At 68.8% G+C, this 17,616-nt stretch carries 19 protein-coding genes; 11 read left to right on the top strand and 8 right to left on the bottom strand.

Annotated elements, in window-relative coordinates; translation table 11 throughout:
* The 4 genes from GBZ48_RS08180 to GBZ48_RS08165 all read left to right on the top strand — a co-directional run.
* On the top strand, positions 1-401 hold a 401-nt coding region (locus tag GBZ48_RS08180; protein ID WP_174470569.1), incomplete at its 5' end, for a branched-chain amino acid ABC transporter permease.
* Positions 402-828: 427 nt separating this feature from the next.
* On the top strand, positions 829-2,241 hold the full coding sequence (locus tag GBZ48_RS08175) for a sigma-54 interaction domain-containing protein (RefSeq protein WP_343049430.1): 1,413 nt from the start codon (positions 829-831) through the stop codon (positions 2,239-2,241).
* Positions 2,242-2,367: 126 nt separating this feature from the next.
* On the top strand, positions 2,368-3,180 hold the full coding sequence (locus tag GBZ48_RS08170; protein WP_109050272.1) for an IclR family transcriptional regulator: 813 nt from the start codon (positions 2,368-2,370) through the stop codon (positions 3,178-3,180).
* Between the two features lie 610 nt (positions 3,181-3,790).
* Positions 3,791-4,453, top strand: coding sequence for a DedA family protein (locus GBZ48_RS08165; protein ID WP_174470567.1), 663 nt, complete (start codon positions 3,791-3,793; stop codon positions 4,451-4,453).
* A gap of 22 nt (positions 4,454-4,475) precedes the next feature.
* Here GBZ48_RS08165 and GBZ48_RS08160 read toward each other — a convergent pair whose 3' ends face one another.
* Positions 4,476-5,129 carry a LysE family transporter gene (locus tag GBZ48_RS08160; RefSeq protein ID WP_174470566.1) on the bottom strand — a complete coding sequence of 218 codons (654 nt, stop codon included), beginning with the start codon at positions 5,127-5,129 and terminating at the stop codon, positions 4,476-4,478.
* A gap of 220 nt (positions 5,130-5,349) precedes the next feature.
* On the opposite strand from GBZ48_RS08160, the gene GBZ48_RS08155 reads away from it, so the two are divergent.
* A complete protein-coding gene (locus GBZ48_RS08155) occupies positions 5,350-6,345 on the top strand; it encodes a BMP family lipoprotein (RefSeq protein ID WP_174470565.1) in 996 nt (331 codons plus the stop codon).
* 14 nt (positions 6,346-6,359) lie between these two features.
* Positions 6,360-7,892 carry an ABC transporter ATP-binding protein gene (locus GBZ48_RS08150; protein ID WP_174470564.1) on the top strand — a complete coding sequence of 511 codons (1,533 nt, stop codon included), beginning with the start codon at positions 6,360-6,362 and terminating at the stop codon, positions 7,890-7,892.
* 13 nt (positions 7,893-7,905) lie between these two features.
* Here the strand turns inward: GBZ48_RS08150 and GBZ48_RS08145 are convergent, their stop codons facing one another.
* Complete coding sequence (locus tag GBZ48_RS08145) at positions 7,906-8,619, bottom strand: SDR family NAD(P)-dependent oxidoreductase (RefSeq protein WP_174470563.1); 714 nt, start codon at positions 8,617-8,619, stop codon at positions 7,906-7,908.
* Positions 8,620-8,753: 134 nt separating this feature from the next.
* Here GBZ48_RS08145 and GBZ48_RS08140 point away from each other — a divergent pair, with 134 nt between their 5' ends.
* Positions 8,754-9,677 (top strand): LysR family transcriptional regulator, encoded by a 924-nt coding sequence (locus GBZ48_RS08140; RefSeq protein ID WP_174470562.1) that lies wholly within the window; start codon positions 8,754-8,756, stop codon positions 9,675-9,677.
* 31 nt (positions 9,678-9,708) lie between these two features.
* Here GBZ48_RS08140 and GBZ48_RS08135 read toward each other — a convergent pair whose 3' ends face one another.
* Positions 9,709-10,137 carry a VOC family protein gene (locus GBZ48_RS08135; protein WP_109050266.1) on the bottom strand — a complete coding sequence of 143 codons (429 nt, stop codon included), beginning with the start codon at positions 10,135-10,137 and terminating at the stop codon, positions 9,709-9,711.
* Positions 10,138-10,301: 164 nt separating this feature from the next.
* Between GBZ48_RS08135 and GBZ48_RS08130 the strand changes: the two genes are divergently transcribed.
* On the top strand, positions 10,302-11,186 hold the full coding sequence (locus tag GBZ48_RS08130) for a LysR substrate-binding domain-containing protein (protein ID WP_174470561.1): 885 nt from the start codon (positions 10,302-10,304) through the stop codon (positions 11,184-11,186).
* Positions 11,187-11,194: 8 nt separating this feature from the next.
* On the opposite strand, the gene pcp is transcribed toward GBZ48_RS08130, so the two are convergent.
* The 5 genes from pcp to GBZ48_RS08105 all read right to left on the bottom strand — a co-directional run bounded on the left by pcp (position 11,195) and on the right by GBZ48_RS08105 (position 15,380).
* Positions 11,195-11,854, bottom strand: coding sequence for a pyroglutamyl-peptidase I (gene pcp, locus GBZ48_RS08125; protein ID WP_246307059.1), 660 nt, complete (start codon positions 11,852-11,854; stop codon positions 11,195-11,197).
* Positions 11,855-11,883: 29 nt separating this feature from the next.
* Positions 11,884-13,284, bottom strand: coding sequence for a tetratricopeptide repeat protein (locus tag GBZ48_RS08120; protein ID WP_174470560.1), 1,401 nt, complete (start codon positions 13,282-13,284; stop codon positions 11,884-11,886).
* A complete protein-coding gene (locus GBZ48_RS08115) occupies positions 13,281-13,484 on the bottom strand; it encodes a hypothetical protein (protein ID WP_174470559.1) in 204 nt (67 codons plus the stop codon). The genes GBZ48_RS08120 and GBZ48_RS08115 overlap by 4 nt, the downstream gene beginning before the upstream one ends.
* Before the next feature lie 101 nt (positions 13,485-13,585).
* Positions 13,586-14,467 carry an RNA polymerase sigma factor RpoH gene (gene rpoH, locus GBZ48_RS08110; RefSeq protein ID WP_174470558.1) on the bottom strand — a complete coding sequence of 294 codons (882 nt, stop codon included), beginning with the start codon at positions 14,465-14,467 and terminating at the stop codon, positions 13,586-13,588.
* A gap of 169 nt (positions 14,468-14,636) precedes the next feature.
* Positions 14,637-15,380, bottom strand: coding sequence for a helix-turn-helix domain-containing protein (locus GBZ48_RS08105; protein WP_209798218.1), 744 nt, complete (start codon positions 15,378-15,380; stop codon positions 14,637-14,639).
* A 205-nt stretch (positions 15,381-15,585) separates the two neighbouring features.
* On the opposite strand from GBZ48_RS08105, the gene GBZ48_RS08100 reads away from it, so the two are divergent.
* The 3 genes from GBZ48_RS08100 to GBZ48_RS08090 all read left to right on the top strand — a co-directional run bounded on the left by GBZ48_RS08100 (position 15,586) and on the right by GBZ48_RS08090 (position 17,616).
* Entirely contained in the window at positions 15,586-16,038 is a 453-nt protein-coding gene (locus tag GBZ48_RS08100) for a DMT family transporter (protein ID WP_174470556.1), read from the top strand.
* A 12-nt stretch (positions 16,039-16,050) separates the two neighbouring features.
* The gene (locus tag GBZ48_RS08095; protein ID WP_209798217.1) at positions 16,051-16,770 is read left to right on the top strand and encodes a metallophosphoesterase family protein; all 720 of its coding nucleotides are present in this window, start codon (positions 16,051-16,053) and stop codon (positions 16,768-16,770) included.
* Positions 16,771-16,851: 81 nt separating this feature from the next.
* Entirely contained in the window at positions 16,852-17,616 is a 765-nt protein-coding gene (locus GBZ48_RS08090; protein WP_174470555.1) for an ABC transporter permease subunit, read from the top strand.

Below are 17,616 nucleotides of genomic sequence, written 5' to 3'. Positions count from 1 at the left end.
CCTTCGGCCAGGTGCTGAAGGCGATCCGCGAGAACGAGCCGCGCGCGGTGTCGCTCGGCTACCGCACCGACCGCTACAAGCTGGTCGCCTTCGTGCTGTCGGCCTCTCTGGCAGGCCTTGCCGGCGGCACCAAGGCTCTGGTGTTCCAGCTTGCCTCGCTGACCGACGTGACGTGGCAGATGTCGGGCGAGGTGGTGCTGATGACGCTCTTGGGCGGCATGGGCACGCTGTTCGGGCCGGTGGTGGGTGCGGGGCTGGTGGTGACGCTGGAAAGCTACCTCGCCTCCACCAGCCTGCCGGTGCCGGTGGTGATCGGTTGCATCTTCGTCGTCTGCGTGCTGGTCTTCCGCCGCGGCATCGTCGGTGAACTGCTGGCCCGCCTGCCGAAGCGGGGGCACTGACCCCGCCGGCCATTTCCGCAGAACTCCCGACACGACTTCCGACAGAACTTCCAACGGAACTCCCCCAGGGGGGACCGAAAGGTCCCCCTCTTTTTCCTCATCCCACCTCACCCCTCACCCGCGTGAGTTGAAAATCCGGAAATCGCGAAGGGGTATGGCGGAGGATGTAGAGAACAGGTCCGGGTTGCCTTTTTAAAAAGCGCGCCTGCGAGCCGTTCCGTAAAGGTCTGGTCTGATGAACGGGTGCGGATAACCGCGCGCACCCGCCCGATCCTGTGCGCCTTCCCTTTAATCCGACGGATGGGCTACTATGTTGACCTCTGATATTGTTGGCAAATTGCGCTGCAACGCAGCAGACCCCAAAGCGGGCATCGCAAGGGGCCTCGACACCGGGACGACGAAGATCGGTCCCGTTTGGGAGGGTGACGTGGGCGACACCGTGGATTTCGAAGCGCTGCGCCAGCGGGCGGTCCACTCCCTGTTCGAACATCTGGAATCCATGTGCGTCGGCGCCGTCGCCGTCGACCACACCGGCCGCATCGCCTGGATGGACGATAAGTACAAGGCTCTGCTGGGCGTTCCCGGCGATCCGCGCGGCCGGCAGGTGGAGGACGTCATCCCCAACAGCCAGCTGCGCCGGGTGATCGACAGCGGCCAGCCGCAGCCGCTGGACATCATGGAGTTCGACGACCGGTCCTTCGTGGTGACGCGGATGCCGCTGTTCGGCATCGACGGCTCGATCATCGGCGCCATCGGCTTCGTGCTGTTCGACCGCGCCGAATATCTGCGCCCGCTGGTCCGCAAATACGAGAAGATGCAGGAGGAACTGGCCCGCACCCAGCAGGAGCTGGCGCATGAGCGCCGCGCCAAATACTCCTTCTCGCAGTTTCTGGGCGCCAGCGAATCGATCCGCGAGATCAAGCGGCTGGGCCGCCGCGCCGCCCAGATGGATTCGACCGTCCTGCTGCTGGGCGAAACCGGGACGGGCAAGGAGCTGCTGGCCCAGGCCATCCATTCCGCCAGCCCGCGGGCGTCCAAGCCCTTTGTCGGCGTCAATGTCGCCGCCATCCCGGAAACCCTGCTGGAGGCGGAGTTCTTCGGCGTCGCCCCCGGCGCCTTCACCGGCGCCGACCGTCGCCACCGCGACGGCAAGTTCCAGCTCGCCAACGGCGGCACCCTGTTCCTGGACGAGATCGGCGACATGCCTCTGCCGGTGCAGGCCAAGCTTCTGCGCGTGTTGCAGGAGCGGGAGATCGAGCCGCTCGGCTCCAACAAGGTGGTGCGGGTCGATGTGCGCATCATCGCCGCCACCAGCCGGGACCTGCATGCCCTGGTGCGCGAGAAGCAGTTCCGCGCCGACCTCTATTACCGGTTGAACGTGGTGCCGATCACCCTACCGCCGCTGCGCGACCGGCCGGAGGACATCGAGAGCATCGCCGACCGCATCCTGGAACAGCTGGCGATCCAGCAGGGCACGCCGCCGCGCGAGCTGCTGGAATCGGCGGTGCAGGTGCTGCGCGACTATGACTGGCCCGGCAATGTGCGCGAGCTTTACAACACGCTGGAGCGGGTGGTGGCGCTGACCGACGCGCCGATCCTGACCGCACCGCACATCCGCAGCGTGCTGCCCGGCCAGCATCCGGCCGGCGCGTCGGCCCTGCCGCTGGCGCCCGGCGCGCGGCCGTTGCAGGAGGTGCTGCACGCCGCCGAGCGCCACGCCATCGCCGCGGCGCTGGAGGAGGCGAACGGCGTCAAGGCACGGGCGGCGAAGCTGCTGGGCATTTCGCGCGCGTCGCTGTACGAACGCATGGTGACGCTGGGGCTCGGGGCGACCCAGTAGCGCCGGCACAGGCTGGCCGCAGTGAGTCTCGTACAGTAAATTTCGCACTGCGGAATGCTGTTTCGTTGACGTGCCGGCCCCCCACTGTCAGGATCGTCCCGCACTGGTTTGCGGGAGGGTTCGGGCATGCGCAGGCGGGAAGAGGCTCTGGTCGCCGACGATCTGGCGGAGGACGAGAAGGATCCGCGCTTCGTCACCGCGCTGGCCCGCGGGCTGGAACTGCTGCGCGCCTTCCGCCGCAACGAATCGATGCTCGGCAATCTGGAACTGGCGCAGCGCACCGGCCTGCCCAAGCCGACGGTGTCGCGGCTGACCTACACCTTGGCCAAGCTGGGATACCTCTCCTACGACCAGAACACCGGCAAATACCGGCTCGGCACCTCGGTGCTGGCGCTCGGCTATGCCAGCCTGTCGGGCATGGGCATCCGGCAGGTCGCCCGCCCGCTGATGCAGGAGCTGGCCGACCAGACCGGGCTGGCGGTGGCGCTGGGCGGGCGCGACCGGCTGAGCATGATCTATCTGGAATGCTGCAAGGCCACCGGCCCGATAACCCTGTCGCTGGATGTCGGCTCCCACATCAAGCTGTCGACCACCGGCATGGGCCGCGCCTATCTGGCCGCCTTGCCGGAGGCGGAACGCGCGCCGCTGATGGCGAAACTGGAGGAGCATGAGGGCGAGCGCTGGCCGGAGATCCGCGACGGCATCCTCCAGGCCATCGAAGATTACCGGACGCGCGGCTATTGCCGCTCCATCGGCGCCTGGAAGTCGGAGGTCCATGCCGTCGGCGTTCCCTTCGTGCCGCGCGACGGGTCTCAGGTGCTGGCCTTCAACTGCGGCGGACCGGCCTTCATGGTCGATCTGAAAAAGCTGGAGGAGGAATTCGCGCCGCGGCTGGTGGCGATGGTCCGGCGGATCGACGCGACCCTGTTCAACGGGTGAGGGGCCAGGGGGAAGCGAGCGGGAAACCGCCGCTCCATCCCACGCCAATCGGTTTTTCCTATCGGGGTATCCTGAAAAATCGATTGGACTGATCAGGTGTTTATAGCCATTCTTTGAATCGTTCCAGACAGGATTCCCGATCCGGTTTGTCCTGTTCCGGCCGGTCCTCCATTCGGTGCCAGGGTGGCCGGCCCCCCCCGGAAGGGCGGGGATTTCGGGGATGTGCGGGCACGTTCAATCCAACGCCCCGCCGTCTCCGCCCTTCCGGGGTCTGGTCCTGCGTTCCGGCCTGCTGTTAAGCCTTTTGTTGGCCCGTCAGGCCGCCCTGACCCGCGACAGGAAGCCATCCACCTCGCTGGGCAGGCGCCCTGTCTCCTGCGACAGCAGCGAGGCGGCGGACAGCACTTCGTTCGACGAGGTGCCGGCCTCGTCGGCGGCCTTGCCGGCCCCCCGCGACGCTGGAAGACACCTGAGCCCCCGCTGCCGCGGCGCGTTCCGGCGATCCCGACCGTCCGGAGCCCCCGCCGTTTGCGCTTTTCGCGGTCGGGAACTCTTCATGACGGCGGGCCGTTTTCGGGATGCGGCTGGATTCCGGCAGGGGAGACGTGGCTTGGCAGGCGGCTTGACGGATTGGCTGGTGCAGGTGATGCACAACCTTCACTATGTCGGGATTTTCTTTCTGGTGGCGTTGGCGCGGGTCTTCCCGCCGATCCCGGCCGAGTCGGTGATTCCGCTTGCGGGGATCGGGGCAGCGACCGGGGAATTCACGCTGGTCGGGGTCGCCATCGCCGGCGGGCTCGGCTCGCTGGCCGGACAGCTGGTGTGGTTCCTGCCGAGCCGGCTGATGGGTCGCGACCGGCTGGAGGCCTTCTTGAAGAAATACGGCCCCTGGCTGACCATCAACCCGAAGAAGGTGCGGCAGAGCACCGACTGGTTCGCCAAGCGCGGCGGGCTGGCGGTGCTGTTCTCGCAGCCGGTGCCGGGGGTGCGGACGCTGATCTCGATCCCGGCCGGTGCCTGCAAGATGTCGATCCTGAACTATTCGCTGGCGTCCGGCATCGGGTCGGTGCTGTGGACGCTGCTGCTGGCCTGGACCGGCTACATGCTGTCCACATGGCCCTTCGCCCACCGGCTGGTCGGCTATTTCACCATCGGGCTGCTGGTGGTGCTGGTGGGCCTCTATCTGTGGCGGCTGTCGAAGCACCTGCATCTGCTGCGCAAGGGCGGCACGGCCGCGGAGGCGCCGAGCATCACGCCGTCGGCCGGCTGCTGAGAGGCGGTTGCCGACCGGGGGGTCAGGCCGTCGCCATCCCGACGATGCCGGTGGCGGCCATGCCCAGCGCCCACAGGCCGAACAGGCCCAGCGCCACGCCGGTGCAGTGGTTCAGCATGGTCAGCCCGCGGTCGGAGATGCGGTGGCGAACGGCGGCCACCCCCATCGACAGCGTTATCCACCACAGCGACGACCCGATGAAGACGCCCAGCACCAGGGTCGAGGCCTCCAGCCGGTCCAGCGTGCCGCCCAGTCCGAAGCCGGCGAAGATGGCGATGAAGGCCATGATGGTCGCCGGGTTGGTCAGGGTCAACGACAGGCCGGTCATGAAGCCGGCCAGCCAGGATTTGGAATCGGGGGCGGAAGCCGCCTCGCGCTCGTCGGCGTCGGGATGCTGGCGGAAGGTGCGGACCGCCACCACCAGCAGGAAGATGCCGCCGATCAGCTGGAAGGCGATCTCATGCCCGCGCAGGAAGCTGAGCGCCGCCGACACGCCGAAGGCGGCGATGGCGCCATAGAAGGTGTCGGCCACCGCGGCGCCGAATCCGGTGAAGAAGCCCATCAGGGGGCCGTGCTGAAGGGTGCGGCGGATGCACAGCAGGCCGATCGGCCCGACGGGTGCGGCGATGGCGAATCCGAGAACGATTCCCTGCAAGAGCACCCAGACTTCGTTCACCGAGCGTCGCCCCCAATTTCTTTATGGCCAAGTTCAGATGGCCGTGTCCATCGCCAGTTCGTCGCAATGACTGTCGGCGGGGGTGATAAACGCCCCTGTCCCTGGCGTCAACCGGGGGCGTCCCGATTCGCTCCGTTGTTTCGTCCGCTTTCCCTGTTGTGTGAAATCATGGCGCGGTTATCCTTTGGGTCAAGTTTCCGCAGTCGGGAGTGGGTGGGACATGAAGACGCGTATTCTTGCAGCCATGCTGGCGGTGACCGCGGCCGGAGCTGGAGTCGGCGGCGGCGCCCCGGCGCTGGCCGACGATTTCTCGCCGGCCGTGGTGTTCGACCAGGGCGGCAAGTTCGACAAGTCCTTCAACGAGGCCGCCTATAACGGCGCCGAGCGGTTCAAGAAGGAAACCGGCACCGCCTACCGCGAGTTCGAGATCACCAACGAGGGCCAGCGCGAGCAGGCGATGCGCACGCTGGTGCGCCGCGGCGCCTCGGTCATCGTCGCCGTCGGCTTCTCGCAGACCGCGGCGGTGGACAAGGTGGCGAAGGAATCGCCCAACACCAAGTTCTGCCTGATCGACGACAAGCTGGACGCCCCCAACGTGCAGTCCGTGACCTTCAAGGAGGAAGAAGGGTCTTTCCTGGTCGGCATGGCGGCGGCGCTGGCGTCGAAGACCGGCAAGGTCGGCTTCGTCGGCGGCATGGACATCCCGCTGATCCGCAACTTCCTGACCGGCTACGAGCAGGGCGTGAAGCATGTCGCCGCCGCCGACGAGGTGTTCGTCAACATGACCGGCACCACGCCTGCCGCCTGGAACGATCCCGGCCGCGGCGCCGAACTGGCCAAGAGCCAGTTCTCGCGCGGGGCCGACGTGGTCTTCGCCGCGGCGGGCGCCACCGGTCTCGGCGTGCTGCAGGCGGCGGCCGATGCCGGCAAGCTGTCCATCGGCGTCGACAGCAACCAGAACCATGTCCATCCCGGCAAGGTCCTGACATCGATGGTCAAGCGGGTGGACGTCGTCGTCTATGACTGCATGAAGTCGGCGAAGGACGGCAGCTGGAAGGCCGGCCACCGGGTCGTTGGGTTGAAGGAGGACGGCGTCGGCTATGCGCTGGACGACAACAACCGCAAGCTGATCGCGCCGGAGATGGAAGCGAAGCTGGAAGAGGCGAAGAAGCAGATCATCGCGGGCTCGCTGGCGGTCAAGCCGTATCAGCCTTGAGCTTGGATGCCTCGATGACTGAAGGTCGCGTGCAGATCGCCCTGGAGACGGTGGCGATCAACAAGTGGTTCGGCACCAACCATGCCAACCGCGAGGTGTCGCTGTCGGTCCCGGCCGGCACCATCCATGGGGTGATCGGCGAGAACGGCGCCGGGAAGTCGACGATCATGAGCATCGTCTACGGCTATCTGCGCGCCGACAGCGGGGAAATCCGGGTGAACGGCAATCCTGCCGCCATCCGGACCCCGCGCGACGCTCTGGCCGCCGGCATCGGCATGGTCCACCAGCACTTCATGCTGGTGGACCCCTTCAGCGTGCTGGAGAATGTGCTGCTGGGGGCGGAAGGCGGCATCACCCTGGCGGGCGGCCTTGCCCGTGCCAGGACCGAGCTGACCCGGCTGGCCCGCGACTATGGGCTGGAGGTCGATCTCGACAGCCCGGTCGGCGACCTGCCGGTCGGCGCACAGCAGCGGGTCGAGATCCTGAAGGCGCTCTACCGCGGCGCCGACATCCTGATCCTGGATGAGCCCACCGGGGTGCTGACCCCGCAGGAGGCCGACCATCTGTTCCGCATCCTGCGGGCGCTGCGCCAGCAGGGCAAGACGGTCATCATCATCACCCACAAGCTCCGCGAGATCATGGAGCTGACCGACAACGTCACGGTGATGCGGCGCGGGCAGGTGGTCGCCAACGTCGCCACCCGCGACACCAGCCGGGAGCAACTGGCCGAGATGATGGTCGGCCGCAAGGTTCTGCTGCGTGTCGACAAGACGCCGGCCAATCCGGGGGTGGAGGTCTTGCGGGTCGAGGGGTTGCGGGTGCGCGATCCCTCCGGGGTGGAGCGGGTGAAGGGCGTCGGCCTGTCGGTGCGGGCCGGCGAGATCGTCGGCATCGCCGGCGTGTCCGGCAACGGCCAGTCCGAACTCTTGGAGGCGCTGGCCGGCATGCGGCCCATCGCCGGCGGTTCCGTCCGCCTGCGCGGGGAGGAGCTGGCCGGCCGCCCGGACCGCTTCAACGCCCGCGCGCTGCGCGGCCTGGGTGTCGGGCATGTGCCGGAGGACCGGCAGAAGGTTGGGCTCGTCACCAGCTTCTCGGCGGAGGAATGCTCGATCCTGGGATTCCAGGACGATCCGGCCTGGAACGGCCGGGTGCTGCTGGACCGCGACGCGGTGGCGGAGAGCTGCGCCCGCCGGATGGAGGAGTACGACACCCGCCCGCGCGACGGGTCGCTGGCGGCGGCCAACTTCTCCGGCGGCAACCAGCAGAAGATCGTGCTGGCCCGCGAGATCGAGCGGAACCCCGACCTGCTGCTGGTCGGCCAGCCCACCCGCGGCGTCGACATCGGCGCCATCGAGTTCATCCACCGCCGGCTGGTGGCCCTGCGCGACCAGGGCAAGGCGATCCTGCTGGTGTCGGTCGAGCTGGACGAGATCCGCGCGCTGTCCGACCGCATCGTCGTGATGTTCGACGGCCACATCGTCGGCGAAGTGATGCCGGACCGGGCGGACGAGAAGACGCTGGGGCTGATGATGGCGGGTTGCGGGTGAGGCGCAGCGCCGCTCACCAGGGAACGGTCCGCCCCTGATAGTCGAGATACTCCAGGCCGGGCCGGTCCAGCTTGGCGAGGAGGACATCGACCAGCTTCGGAATGCTGTCCTCGATGGAAAGCGGCGCATCGGCGCCGCCGAGCGCGGTGCGGATCCAGCCCGGCGCCATCACCGCCAGCGGACGGCCGGTGCCGGCCTGACGCGCCGCGAAGCTGCGCATGAACATGTTCAGCGCCGCCTTGCTGCCGCGATAAAGCTCCCGCTGGCCGGACAGGTTGTTGGCGACGCTTCCCTGACCCGAGGACATCACCCCGATCAGCCCGGTGGCGGTGACGTTGCGCTCCAGGCCTTCGATGACGCGCATCGGGCCGAGGGCGTTGGTGGTCATGACGTTGATGAACTCGTCGGTCGAAACCTCGCCGATGGTCTGGGACGGGTCGCGGTTGGCGGTGCCGGCATTGACGAACAGCATGTCGAACGTCCGGTCCGCCAGCCTGTCGCGGAGCGCGGTCAACTGGTCGGGCGCGCAGATGTCCAGGCTGTCGATCTCGACCCGGCCGGGATGGGCGTCGGCCAGATCGTGCAGTTCGGTGCGATTGGAACCGCGCACCGTGCCGAGGACGCTCCAGCCCTTTTTCAGGAATTCCGCCGCCATGGCATGGCCGAGGCCGCGCGACGCGCCGACCAGCAGAATGCTGCGGCCGGACTCGGTGGGGAGATGGTTCATGGGATCGTGGCTCCTGCTGTCGATGTCCATGCTCCATATGTCCGGAGCCCCGGCCTTGCGCCAGACGCACAGGATGCAAAGATCGATTGCGTCCGGCGCTATGCGTCGGCTGTCTGCCCGGTTATCCTGCGCCGATGCAGGCCATCGACTTGAACCTTCTCCTGCCGCTGGACGCGCTGCTGACCGAACGCAGCGTGACGGGTGCCGCCCGCCGTCTGGGCCTGAGCCCGTCCGCCATGAGCCGGACGCTGGCGCGGCTGCGCCGGGTGACGGGCGATCCGCTGCTGGTCCAGGCTGGCCGCAGCCTTGTCCCGACGCCCTATGCCGAAGAGATTTCCGGCCATGTCCATGCGCTCTGCCGCGATGTGCAGGCGGTGCTCCAGCCCGCCGCCGGCCGGCTGGACCTCGCGTCGCTCCATCGTACCTTCACCATCCGGGCCGGCGAGGGGTTCGTGGAGCTGATGGCGGCGCCGGTGATGGCCGCGGTGGCGGACACCGCACCGCATGTCCGCCTGCGGTTCGTGCCGAAGCCCGACAAGGAGGCAGAGCCGCTGCGGGACGGGCGGATCGACCTGGAGATCGGTGTGCTCGGCACCTCGGCGCCGGAATTGCTGACGCAGCGTCTGTTCCGCGACAGGCTGGTCGGCGTCGCCCGCAGCGGGCATCCGCTGCTGGCAGACGGCGCGGTGACGCCGGAACGCTATGCCGCCTGCGGCCATGTCGCCGCGTCGCGCCGTGGCAGGTTCCACGGACCGGTCGACGACGCGCTGGCTGAACTGGGCCTCAGTCGCGCCGTGCCCCTGGTGGTTCCGCGCTACCCCGACGCGATGCGGGTCGCTGCCGGGTCGGACCTGATCGCGGCGGTCCCGCGCTCCTGCCTGGGCAACGGGGTGACGACCGGCCATGCAGTCGGCCAGGGATTGGAAAGCTTCGAACTGCCGGTCCGGACAGCGGACTTCGCCATCTCCGCCATCTGGCATCCACGCTTGCAGGCGGACCCGGCCCACCGCTGGCTCCGCGAGACCATCGCGGCGGTGTGCCGGCGGGCCTATCCGTAAGGACGGCCCGCGGCCCATCCTTCCAAACCGGTTACTTCGCGAACAGCTTCGACATGTCGGCGAAGGCCTTGAACTCCAGCGCGTTGCCGGCAGGGTCGAGGAAGAACATGGTGGACTGCTCGCCGACCTGACCCTTGAAGCGGGTGTAGGGCTCGATCACGAACTTGATGCCGGCGGCCTTCAGCTTCTCGGCGAAGGCGTCCCAGTCGGCGGGCTGCAGCACGACGCCGAAATGCGGGACCGGCACGTCGTGGCCGTCCACCGGGTTGTGGTGGGCCGGGGCGGCGCTGGGGTCGCGCGGCTTCAAATGGGCGACGATCTGGTGGCCGAACAGGTCGAAGTCGATCCACTCGTCGCTGCTGCGTCCCTCCGGGCAGCCCAGGACGGTGCCGTAGAAATGGCGGGCGGCGGCCAGATCGTCGACCGGGAAGGCGATGTGGAAGGGCGTCAGCGTCGTCATCGGAGAGGTGGCCTTTCGCGACCGGGTGGCGGTGAGCTGCCAGTGTGGCTGCCAGGGGGCTGCCAGGGGGCTGTTGGTGCCCCAAGCAGAGCGTATCCCGGCACACTTGACAAACGAGTTCTCGGGCAGAGATTTATGAGTTCAACTCATGATTCGGATTGCCCATGCCCGACCGCGTCCTGCCGTCGCTCAACGCCGTCCGCAGCTTCGTCGCGGTGGCTCGCCATCTCAGCTTCACCAGGGCGGCGGATGAGCTGTCGGTGACCCAGGGGGCGGTCAGCCGCATGATGCAGACCCTCCAGGCCGATCTGGGGGTCGAGCTGATCCGCCGCGTCGGCCGCGGCATCGAGTTGACGCCGACCGGGGCGGCCTTCTATGGCGAGGCGTCGGCGGCGCTCGACCGCATCGCCGCGGCGGCGCGGGCGGCCCGCGCGCAGGAGGGCGGGGTGCTGCGGGTCAGCGCGCTGCCGACCCTGACGCAGCGCTGGCTGATTCCGCGGCTGAAAGGCTTCCAGGCGGAGAACCCCGAGATCCAGGTCGAGGTCAGCGTCGGCGAGCACCGCGTCGATTTCGCCAAGGAGCGCATCGACGTCGCCATCCGCTATGGCGTGGAGGAATGGCCGGGAGCCGAGATCGCGACCCTGATGCCGGAAGCGATGGGCGTCTTCTGCGCGCCGTCGCTGCTGGAGCAGGGCCCGCCGCTGCACCATCCCGCCGACCTGGCGCAGCACCGGTTGTTGCAGCACACCACCCGGCCCGATTCCTGGCGCGTCTACCTCGCCGCCTTCGGCCTGCCGCTGCCCGAGGCGGCGCTGTCGCTGGCCTTCGAGCATTTCTTCATGATCATCGAAGCGGCATCGGCGGGCATGGGGGTGGCCCTGCTGCCGGTCTTCCTGGTCGGGGACGATGTGGCGTCGGGACGGCTGGTCCAGCCCTTCACCGAGACGTTGCGGCCGCGCGGCCGCTACCTGATCGCCCACGCACCGGGCGCCGAGCGGGCACGCCGGGTGCGCCGCTTCAAGGAATGGCTGCTGACCGAGGTAGGGTAGGTCGACAATTACTCCAGCGTGCCGGCCGGCTCATGTCGGTCTTCGGCGGTCACCAGCAGGGTGTCCACGGCGATGCGCAGGCCGGCGACCACCTGATCGATCGCCATCGACGGCATGCCGGGGTGGCGCACCGCCTGCTCCGGCGCGAGCGGGATGTGCAGGAAGCCGACGCGCAGGCCCGGACGCCGCACCGCCCGCAGATGGCAGGCGCCGTAGAACAGGTGGTTGCAGACGAAGCTGCCGGCGCTGTGCGACAGGCCGGCGGGGATGCCGGCGTCGCGCAGGGCAGCTGCCATCGCCTTGACCGGCAGGCTGGCGAAATAGGCGGCGGGACCGTCCGCCACCACCGGCGCATCGACCGGCCGGTTGCCGGCATTGTCGGGGATGCGGGCGTCGTCGACGTTGACGGCCACCCGCTCCAGCGACAGCTCCGCCCGGCTTTGGGCCTGCCCGACGGCGAGCAGCGCCACCGGATCGGTTTCCGCCACCGCGCGCTCCAGCGCATCGAGCGCCGTGCCGAACACGCAGGGCATCAGCCGGGCGGCCATACGGTGGCTGCGGCACTCCCAACCGTCCAGCTGCCGCACCGCCTCCCAGGACGGGTTGACGGGCTCGCCGCCGAACGGCTCGAAGCCGGTCAGAAGGACAGTGGGCAGGACGGTCGGCATCGCAGGGTCCTTGAGGAATTTCACTGTACTCAAGCCGGGCCGCGATGATGGCGGGGGAGCTGCACCGCGCGCAACAGCTCTTCGCGGACCTGCGCTAACACCGGCGTCCAATCGTCGGGGCGCTGCTGGCGGAACAGGCGGAGCGTCGGGTACCAGGGGCTGTCGTCGCGGTCGAGCAGCCAGCGCCAGCAGCCGCTGAAGCGCGACAGCACCCACGCCGGCACGCCCAGGGCACCGGCAAGATGGACGACGGCGGTGTCCACCCCGATCACGAGGTCGAGCTGCCGGACGATGGCCGCGGTGTCGGCGAAGTCGGTGACTCCGGGCATCGGGTCGAAGACCGCGGGCCTGTCCAGCTGAGCCGCCGCCGGCCCCTTTTGCAGGCTGACCCAGGACACGCCCGGCACCGTCAGCAGCGTCGCAAGCTGGGCAAGGGCGAGGCTGCGACGGGCGTCGGTCCGGCTGGCGGCGGCATGGCCCAGCCGCGGGTCGCCGGCCCAGACCAGCCCGACCCGCAAATCCTCCGTCTCCGGCAACGCTTCGCTCCAGTGCCGGACGGCATCCGGCGGGGGCGTGAGATAGGGCACCGCCGCCGGAATGCGGTCGGGCGTCACCGCCAGCCGCTGCATCAGCGACAGAAGCGGCACCCAGAGATCGTATGCCCCCGGATCGGGCAGGGCGGCGGTCACCGTATCGACGCCCTCCATGCCGGCCAGCAGCCGGACCAGCGGAGCCCGGCAGTGCAGGACGATCCGCCGCGCGCCGCGCGCCTTCACCAGCAGAATCAGGCGGGCGAATTGCAGGGTGTCGCCGAACCCCTGCTCCTCCACCACCAGCAGGGTCTTGCCGGCGATGTCCTGACCTGTCCATTCGGGTTTGGCGCAGGCGGGCCGGGTCAGCGCCAGCTCCCGTGCCTGCCAGCGCGCCTCGTACGCCTGCCAGCCCTCTTCGAACAGCCCGTGCTGGAGCAGCGCCTCGGCCAGATTATAGCGCACGCTGGGCATTGCCGGGGCGAGGGCGGCTGCGCGGCGCAGCAGGGCCAGCGCGCCGGCAGGATCGCCGCAATCCTGCCTGGCATGCGCCATTGCCAGATAGGGGGTGTAGAGGCTGGGGGCCAGCGCGACGGCCCGGCGGCAGGCGTCGAGGGCGGCCAGCGGATGGTCGGCTTCCTGCAGGATCGCGCCGAGGTTGGCGTAGGCCTCGGCCATGTCGGGGCAGCGGACCAGCGCCTCGATGCAGGAGGCCGCCGCCTCGTCCGCCCGGCCGAGCCGGCGCAGGGCAGCGCCGCGGTTGGAATAGGCTTGCGCCGCCTGCACCGGCGGGTCGCCCAGCAGCCGGTCGTAGACCGACACCGCCTGTGCCCAGCATCCGGCCCGATGCAGGCGCAGCGCCGTGCCGAGGTCGGCGTCGAAACCGGTGGCGGCACTCATCGGCGGGGAACGCCGAGAGCGCCCAGGATGTGCGGCGGGATGCTGCCATGGTCGGCGATGACGTTGGCGTCGTCCGCCGACAGACCGAGATGGATCAGGCGGTTGATGACCTGCCAGCGGCTGATCCTGTTGCTCTCATACAGGGCCAGCGCGTCCTTGATGACCTTGATCGCCGAGCTTCGGGGAATGGTTTTCGACATGGACCGCCTCCACGAGGCCGGCGGAGACCGCCGGCGCTGATGGAGGGGTTACACGGCGCTGCTTGCCGAAGCTGGCGCGGAATCCGGACGCAGCCTTCGCGTCAGGCCGCGACGGCCGCCGCCAGGACACGGGTCTGGCGGGCGACCTTCTCGAAGGCCTTTTCCTCGATCTGGCGGATGCGCTCGCGGCTGACGCCGTAGCGGACCGAAAGATCCTCCAGGGTCAGCGGGCTGTCGGACAGGCGGCGGCTGGTCAGGATGTCGCGCTCGCGGTCGTTCAGCACGGTCATCGCCTCGTGCAGCAGGGCGCTGCGCTGGCGGGCCTCGCCGCGTTCGACCAGCGACTCCTCCACCGACGGACGCTCGTCGGCCAGCAGATCCTGCCATTCGCCCGAATCGCCGTCGGCGCTCATCGGCGCGTTCAGCGAGGCCACCGGCCCCGACATCCGGCGGTTCATGGCGACCACGTCATCCTCCGGCACCGACAGGTCGGTGGCGATGCTGGTGACGCTGTCGGGATGCAGATCGCCGCTGCCATACTCGCCCAGCTTCCGCTTCAGGCGGCCCAGGCTGAAGAACAGTTTCTTCTGCGCGGCGGTGGTGCCGATCTTCACGAGGCTCCAGGACCGCAGGATGTAATCCTGGATCGAGGCCTTGATCCACCACATCGCGTAGGTGGACAGGCGGAAGCCGCGTTCGGGTTCGAATTTCTTGACGGCGGTCATCAAGCCGAGATTGCCCTCGGCGATCAGGTCGGACAGCGGCAGGCCGTAGCCGCGGTAACCGCCGGCGATCTTGACGACAAGACGGAGGTGGCTGGTGACCAGCCTGTGCGCCGCATCGACATCGCCATGCTCGGTCCAGGCCTTGGCCAGCATGTACTCGTCCTCGGCCGTCAGGACCGGGTAACGGTGCGTGTCGTTGATGTAGCGGGACAGGGATTCGCCGGAATCGGGCGAACGGAGGGCGATGGCGGTGCTCATGTCACATCCTCGTGCAAAGCGATATGACGGGTTCAGGACCCCCAGTCGGCGGGCCCAGGCCTCTCCGGCGGAGCAGGCAGGCATATAGTACAAAACTGGTGCTGTAAGTCAAGCGCGGCGGTCGGGATTGTCCCCGCCCGGCCTTGGGAGGCGACCTCAGGGGGCTGGCTCAGGGAACGGGCGGCAGGTTCCGGCGGTAGTTGCCCGGCGTGACGCCAAAGGCGCGCCGGAAACAGCGGCCGAGATGGCTTTGATCAGAAAAGCCCGCTTCGGCCGCCACGGCGGCGACCGGTTCTCCGGCGCGCAGCAGGCGCCGCGCCTCGTTCAATCGTTCGGACAGCCGGAAGAGCTGCGGCGGGACGCCATGCTGCTTGCGGAACCTGCGCGAGAAGCCTTCGCGGCTCATCCCGGCGAGGCGAGCCCCTTCGCCGACCGTTTCCCAGGAGGGGGGCATCGCCTCCACCCGTTGCGGCGGCATGCCGTCCTCGCACCGGTGGTTCTCGATCATCGCCGCCAGATCGGGCCAGCCGATGCCCCCTTGCCGCCGCCACAGCCGCGCCATCCCGGCAAACAGGGCCGCGGCGTTGCAGAGCCCGGGTGGCGTATAGATGTTGATGCAGAAGACATCGGCCGATTCGGAAAGGGAGCTGTGCGGCGTTCCGGCCGGAATTCTCACCCCCTCGCCCGGTGCGGCATCGAACAGCCTGTCCTTCATCAGGAAGCGCCGGTGCCCTGACAGGACGAATGTCAGCTGGTCCTCTTCATGGAAATGCACCGGCAGCGAGACGTCCTGTCCGCACACGACGCCGAGTTCGACGATGTCGCGGCTGAGCGGGCGCCAATAGTTCCAGGCGCCACCGCTGCACATGCCGCCGCTGCCCATGTCGTTGGGAAACTGAAATGACACCGCCATGACGAACCACCCCGCTTCCGGGCTCAGCCCTTTCGGAAAATCGACGTCTGCCCAATCGTAATCAAGCCCCGGTTGCATGGGCAAGGCCGCGGTTTGGTCACATGCGTTCCAGACGGCTGAGGTACGGCGCTGCTATCCATCTTCCGGGAAGCGCCCGCATGGAAAGCCCTCCATGCCGGCCGGCATGTTTTCGGGGGAGTATGGCATGACCGCCGCCTTGTCCGCCTTTTCCTACCTTCTCGTCGTCGGTGCCGGCGTGAGCGTCGCTTTGCAGCAGGTTCTGAACGCAAACCTGCGGGCCGAGCTCGGATCGCCCTGGTGGGCGGGCTTCGTCAGCTACCTCGTCGGCATGCTGGCGATGCTGGCGGTGGCGCTGACCTCCTCCGGTCCCCGGCTCACCGACCAGCTGGCCGGACCGACGTCGTGGCTGTCATGGACGGGGGGTCTTTTCGGCGCGCTGTTCATCGGGATCGCCATCCTGATGGTTCCCCGCCTCGGCGCCGCGACCGTGCTCGCTTTGATCGTCGTCGGACAGATGCTCGGCTCGCTTGCCTTCGACCATTTCGGCCTGTTCGGGCTTCCCCACCATCCGGTGAGCCCCACCCGGCTGGCCGGTGCGGCGTCCCTGCTGCTGGGCGTCGTCCTGATCCGCGTCTGACACCGGGAGGCCATGGTGAAGCTGGTCATCATATCCGACATCCACGGCAACCACGACGCCTTGCGCGCCCTGCCCGAGGCGTATGACGAACTCTGGGTGCTGGGCGATCTCGTCAATTACGGGCCGCAACCGAACGACGTCGTCACCGACATCATGGAAAAGGCGTCCCTGGCGATCCAGGGAAACCACGACCATGCGGTGGCGCACGACGACGACCGACGCTGGAGCGCGCGCTATCGTCCGATGGCCGAAGCGACCAGACGCCACTCGTCGTCCGCCCTTGGCGACGCGCAGAAGGCCTATCTGCGCGGGCTTCCGCAGCAGGCGCAGGCCGTGCGCGACGGCCTCCGGTTTCATCTGACGCACGCGATGCCGTCGGACCCGCTCTATGGCCGGCACCCCGGCGATGCAGCCGGGTGGGAGAGGGAACTCGACGGAGTGCAGGCCGATGTCCTCCTCGTCGGGCACACCCATGTGCCGATGCTGCGCAGGATCGGCGGCAGGGTGGTGCTCAATCCGGGAAGCCTCGGCCAGCCCCGCAACGGCACGACCCTGGCAAGCTACGCCGTCTGCCAGGACGGTCGTTTCGAGCTCAAGTCCTTCCGCTATCCGGTCGAGGCGACGATTGCGAAGCTCAAGAGCCTGGGCTTGCCGCCGCCTGTCGAACGCGAACTGGTCGCCATCCTCGAAACCGGTACGGTCCGATCGGACGGAGTTAGCGCCCGACGCTAATTCTGTTGCCCGGCGGGGGAGGGGCGCTTACGGTCGCATGTCGCCCTATATATGGTCTTTCCCCACCGGTCCCCTGCCCAGATGCCGCGTCCTGTGATCCGCCGCCTGATCGATGCCGTGCCGACCGCCGTCCTGCCGATGGTGGCGGGGGTGGGGCTGTCGGCGCTGGTGGCGCCGCAGCCGGATGCCGCCATGGCGCTGCTGCGCGGGCTGATGGTGACGCTTCTGCTGACGCTGCCGTCGCTGGCTGTCGGAACCGCGCTTGGCACGCTCGCCGGATCCTGGGCCGCGGTCGCGCCGCGGTCGGCCGGCGGGCTGGTCGGGCGGCTGCTGGCCGGAGCCGGGCCGCTGCTGCCGGGCTTCCTGCTGGCCGCGCTCGCCGCGCTGGCGGTTCGGGCGGGGGCGTCGGCGGCGCCGCTGGGCTGGACCGCCCTGTCGATTCCCGCCGCCTGCCAAGCCGCCCGGCTGGCGCGCCCGGCGATGGGCCGCGCCCTGGGTCCGGGGCCGGAGGGTGGGGCGGTGCGGATGGCCCGCGGGCTGGGGCTGGACGAGCGCACCGTGCTGCGCCACCACGCCCTGCCGCAGGCGGTCGCCCCGGTGATGGGGGGCTTGCGCGCTGCGGTGCTGGCGGCGATGGTCGGCGCGGTGGCGCTGGAAAGCCTGCTGGACCTGCCGGGAGCGGGCGCGCTGATGGTCGATGCCGCCCGCGCCGGATCGGCCGCCGGGGCGGTGCCGGTCCTGGTGGCGCTGGGCGGGCTGACCGCCCTGTTGAACGCGCTGGGCCTCGGGGTGCGCGACTGGATCGACCCGGCCAACCACAGCTCCACGCCCTACGAAGGGGCGTGA

The sequence above is a fragment of the Azospirillum melinis genome, assembly GCF_013340935.1.
GTDB lineage: Bacteria > Pseudomonadota > Alphaproteobacteria > Azospirillales > Azospirillaceae > Azospirillum > Azospirillum melinis.
The sequence above is the reverse complement of the archived record's forward strand: the minus strand, read 5'-3'. Positions and strand labels throughout refer to the sequence as shown.

What these genes read in the sequence shown, in the direction of transcription:
- GBZ48_RS08135 (WP_109050266.1), bottom strand. Translation starts at nt 10,137, where the DNA reads ATGACGACGCTGACGCCCTTCCACATCGCCTTCCCGGTCGACGATCTG.
- GBZ48_RS08105 (WP_209798218.1), bottom strand. Translation starts at nt 15,380, where the DNA reads ATGGCGGTGTCATTTCAGTTTCCCAACGACATGGGCAGCGGCGGCATG.
- GBZ48_RS08130 (WP_174470561.1), top strand. Translation starts at nt 10,302, where the DNA reads ATGCCCGACCGCGTCCTGCCGTCGCTCAACGCCGTCCGCAGCTTCGTC.
- GBZ48_RS08140 (WP_174470562.1), top strand. Translation starts at nt 8,754, where the DNA reads ATGCAGGCCATCGACTTGAACCTTCTCCTGCCGCTGGACGCGCTGCTG.
- GBZ48_RS08090 (WP_174470555.1), top strand. Translation starts at nt 16,852, where the DNA reads ATGCCGCGTCCTGTGATCCGCCGCCTGATCGATGCCGTGCCGACCGCC.
- rpoH (WP_174470558.1), bottom strand. Translation starts at nt 14,467, where the DNA reads ATGAGCACCGCCATCGCCCTCCGTTCGCCCGATTCCGGCGAATCCCTG.
- GBZ48_RS08170 (WP_109050272.1), top strand. Translation starts at nt 2,368, where the DNA reads ATGCGCAGGCGGGAAGAGGCTCTGGTCGCCGACGATCTGGCGGAGGAC.
- GBZ48_RS08150 (WP_174470564.1), top strand. Translation starts at nt 6,360, where the DNA reads ATGACTGAAGGTCGCGTGCAGATCGCCCTGGAGACGGTGGCGATCAAC.
- GBZ48_RS08145 (WP_174470563.1), bottom strand. Translation starts at nt 8,619, where the DNA reads ATGAACCATCTCCCCACCGAGTCCGGCCGCAGCATTCTGCTGGTCGGC.
- GBZ48_RS08095 (WP_209798217.1), top strand. Translation starts at nt 16,051, where the DNA reads ATGGTGAAGCTGGTCATCATATCCGACATCCACGGCAACCACGACGCC.
- GBZ48_RS08115 (WP_174470559.1), bottom strand. Translation starts at nt 13,484, where the DNA reads ATGTCGAAAACCATTCCCCGAAGCTCGGCGATCAAGGTCATCAAGGAC.
- GBZ48_RS08155 (WP_174470565.1), top strand. Translation starts at nt 5,350, where the DNA reads ATGAAGACGCGTATTCTTGCAGCCATGCTGGCGGTGACCGCGGCCGGA.
- GBZ48_RS08100 (WP_174470556.1), top strand. Translation starts at nt 15,586, where the DNA reads ATGACCGCCGCCTTGTCCGCCTTTTCCTACCTTCTCGTCGTCGGTGCC.
- GBZ48_RS08120 (WP_174470560.1), bottom strand. Translation starts at nt 13,284, where the DNA reads ATGAGTGCCGCCACCGGTTTCGACGCCGACCTCGGCACGGCGCTGCGC.
- pcp (WP_246307059.1), bottom strand. Translation starts at nt 11,854, where the DNA reads ATGCCGACCGTCCTGCCCACTGTCCTTCTGACCGGCTTCGAGCCGTTC.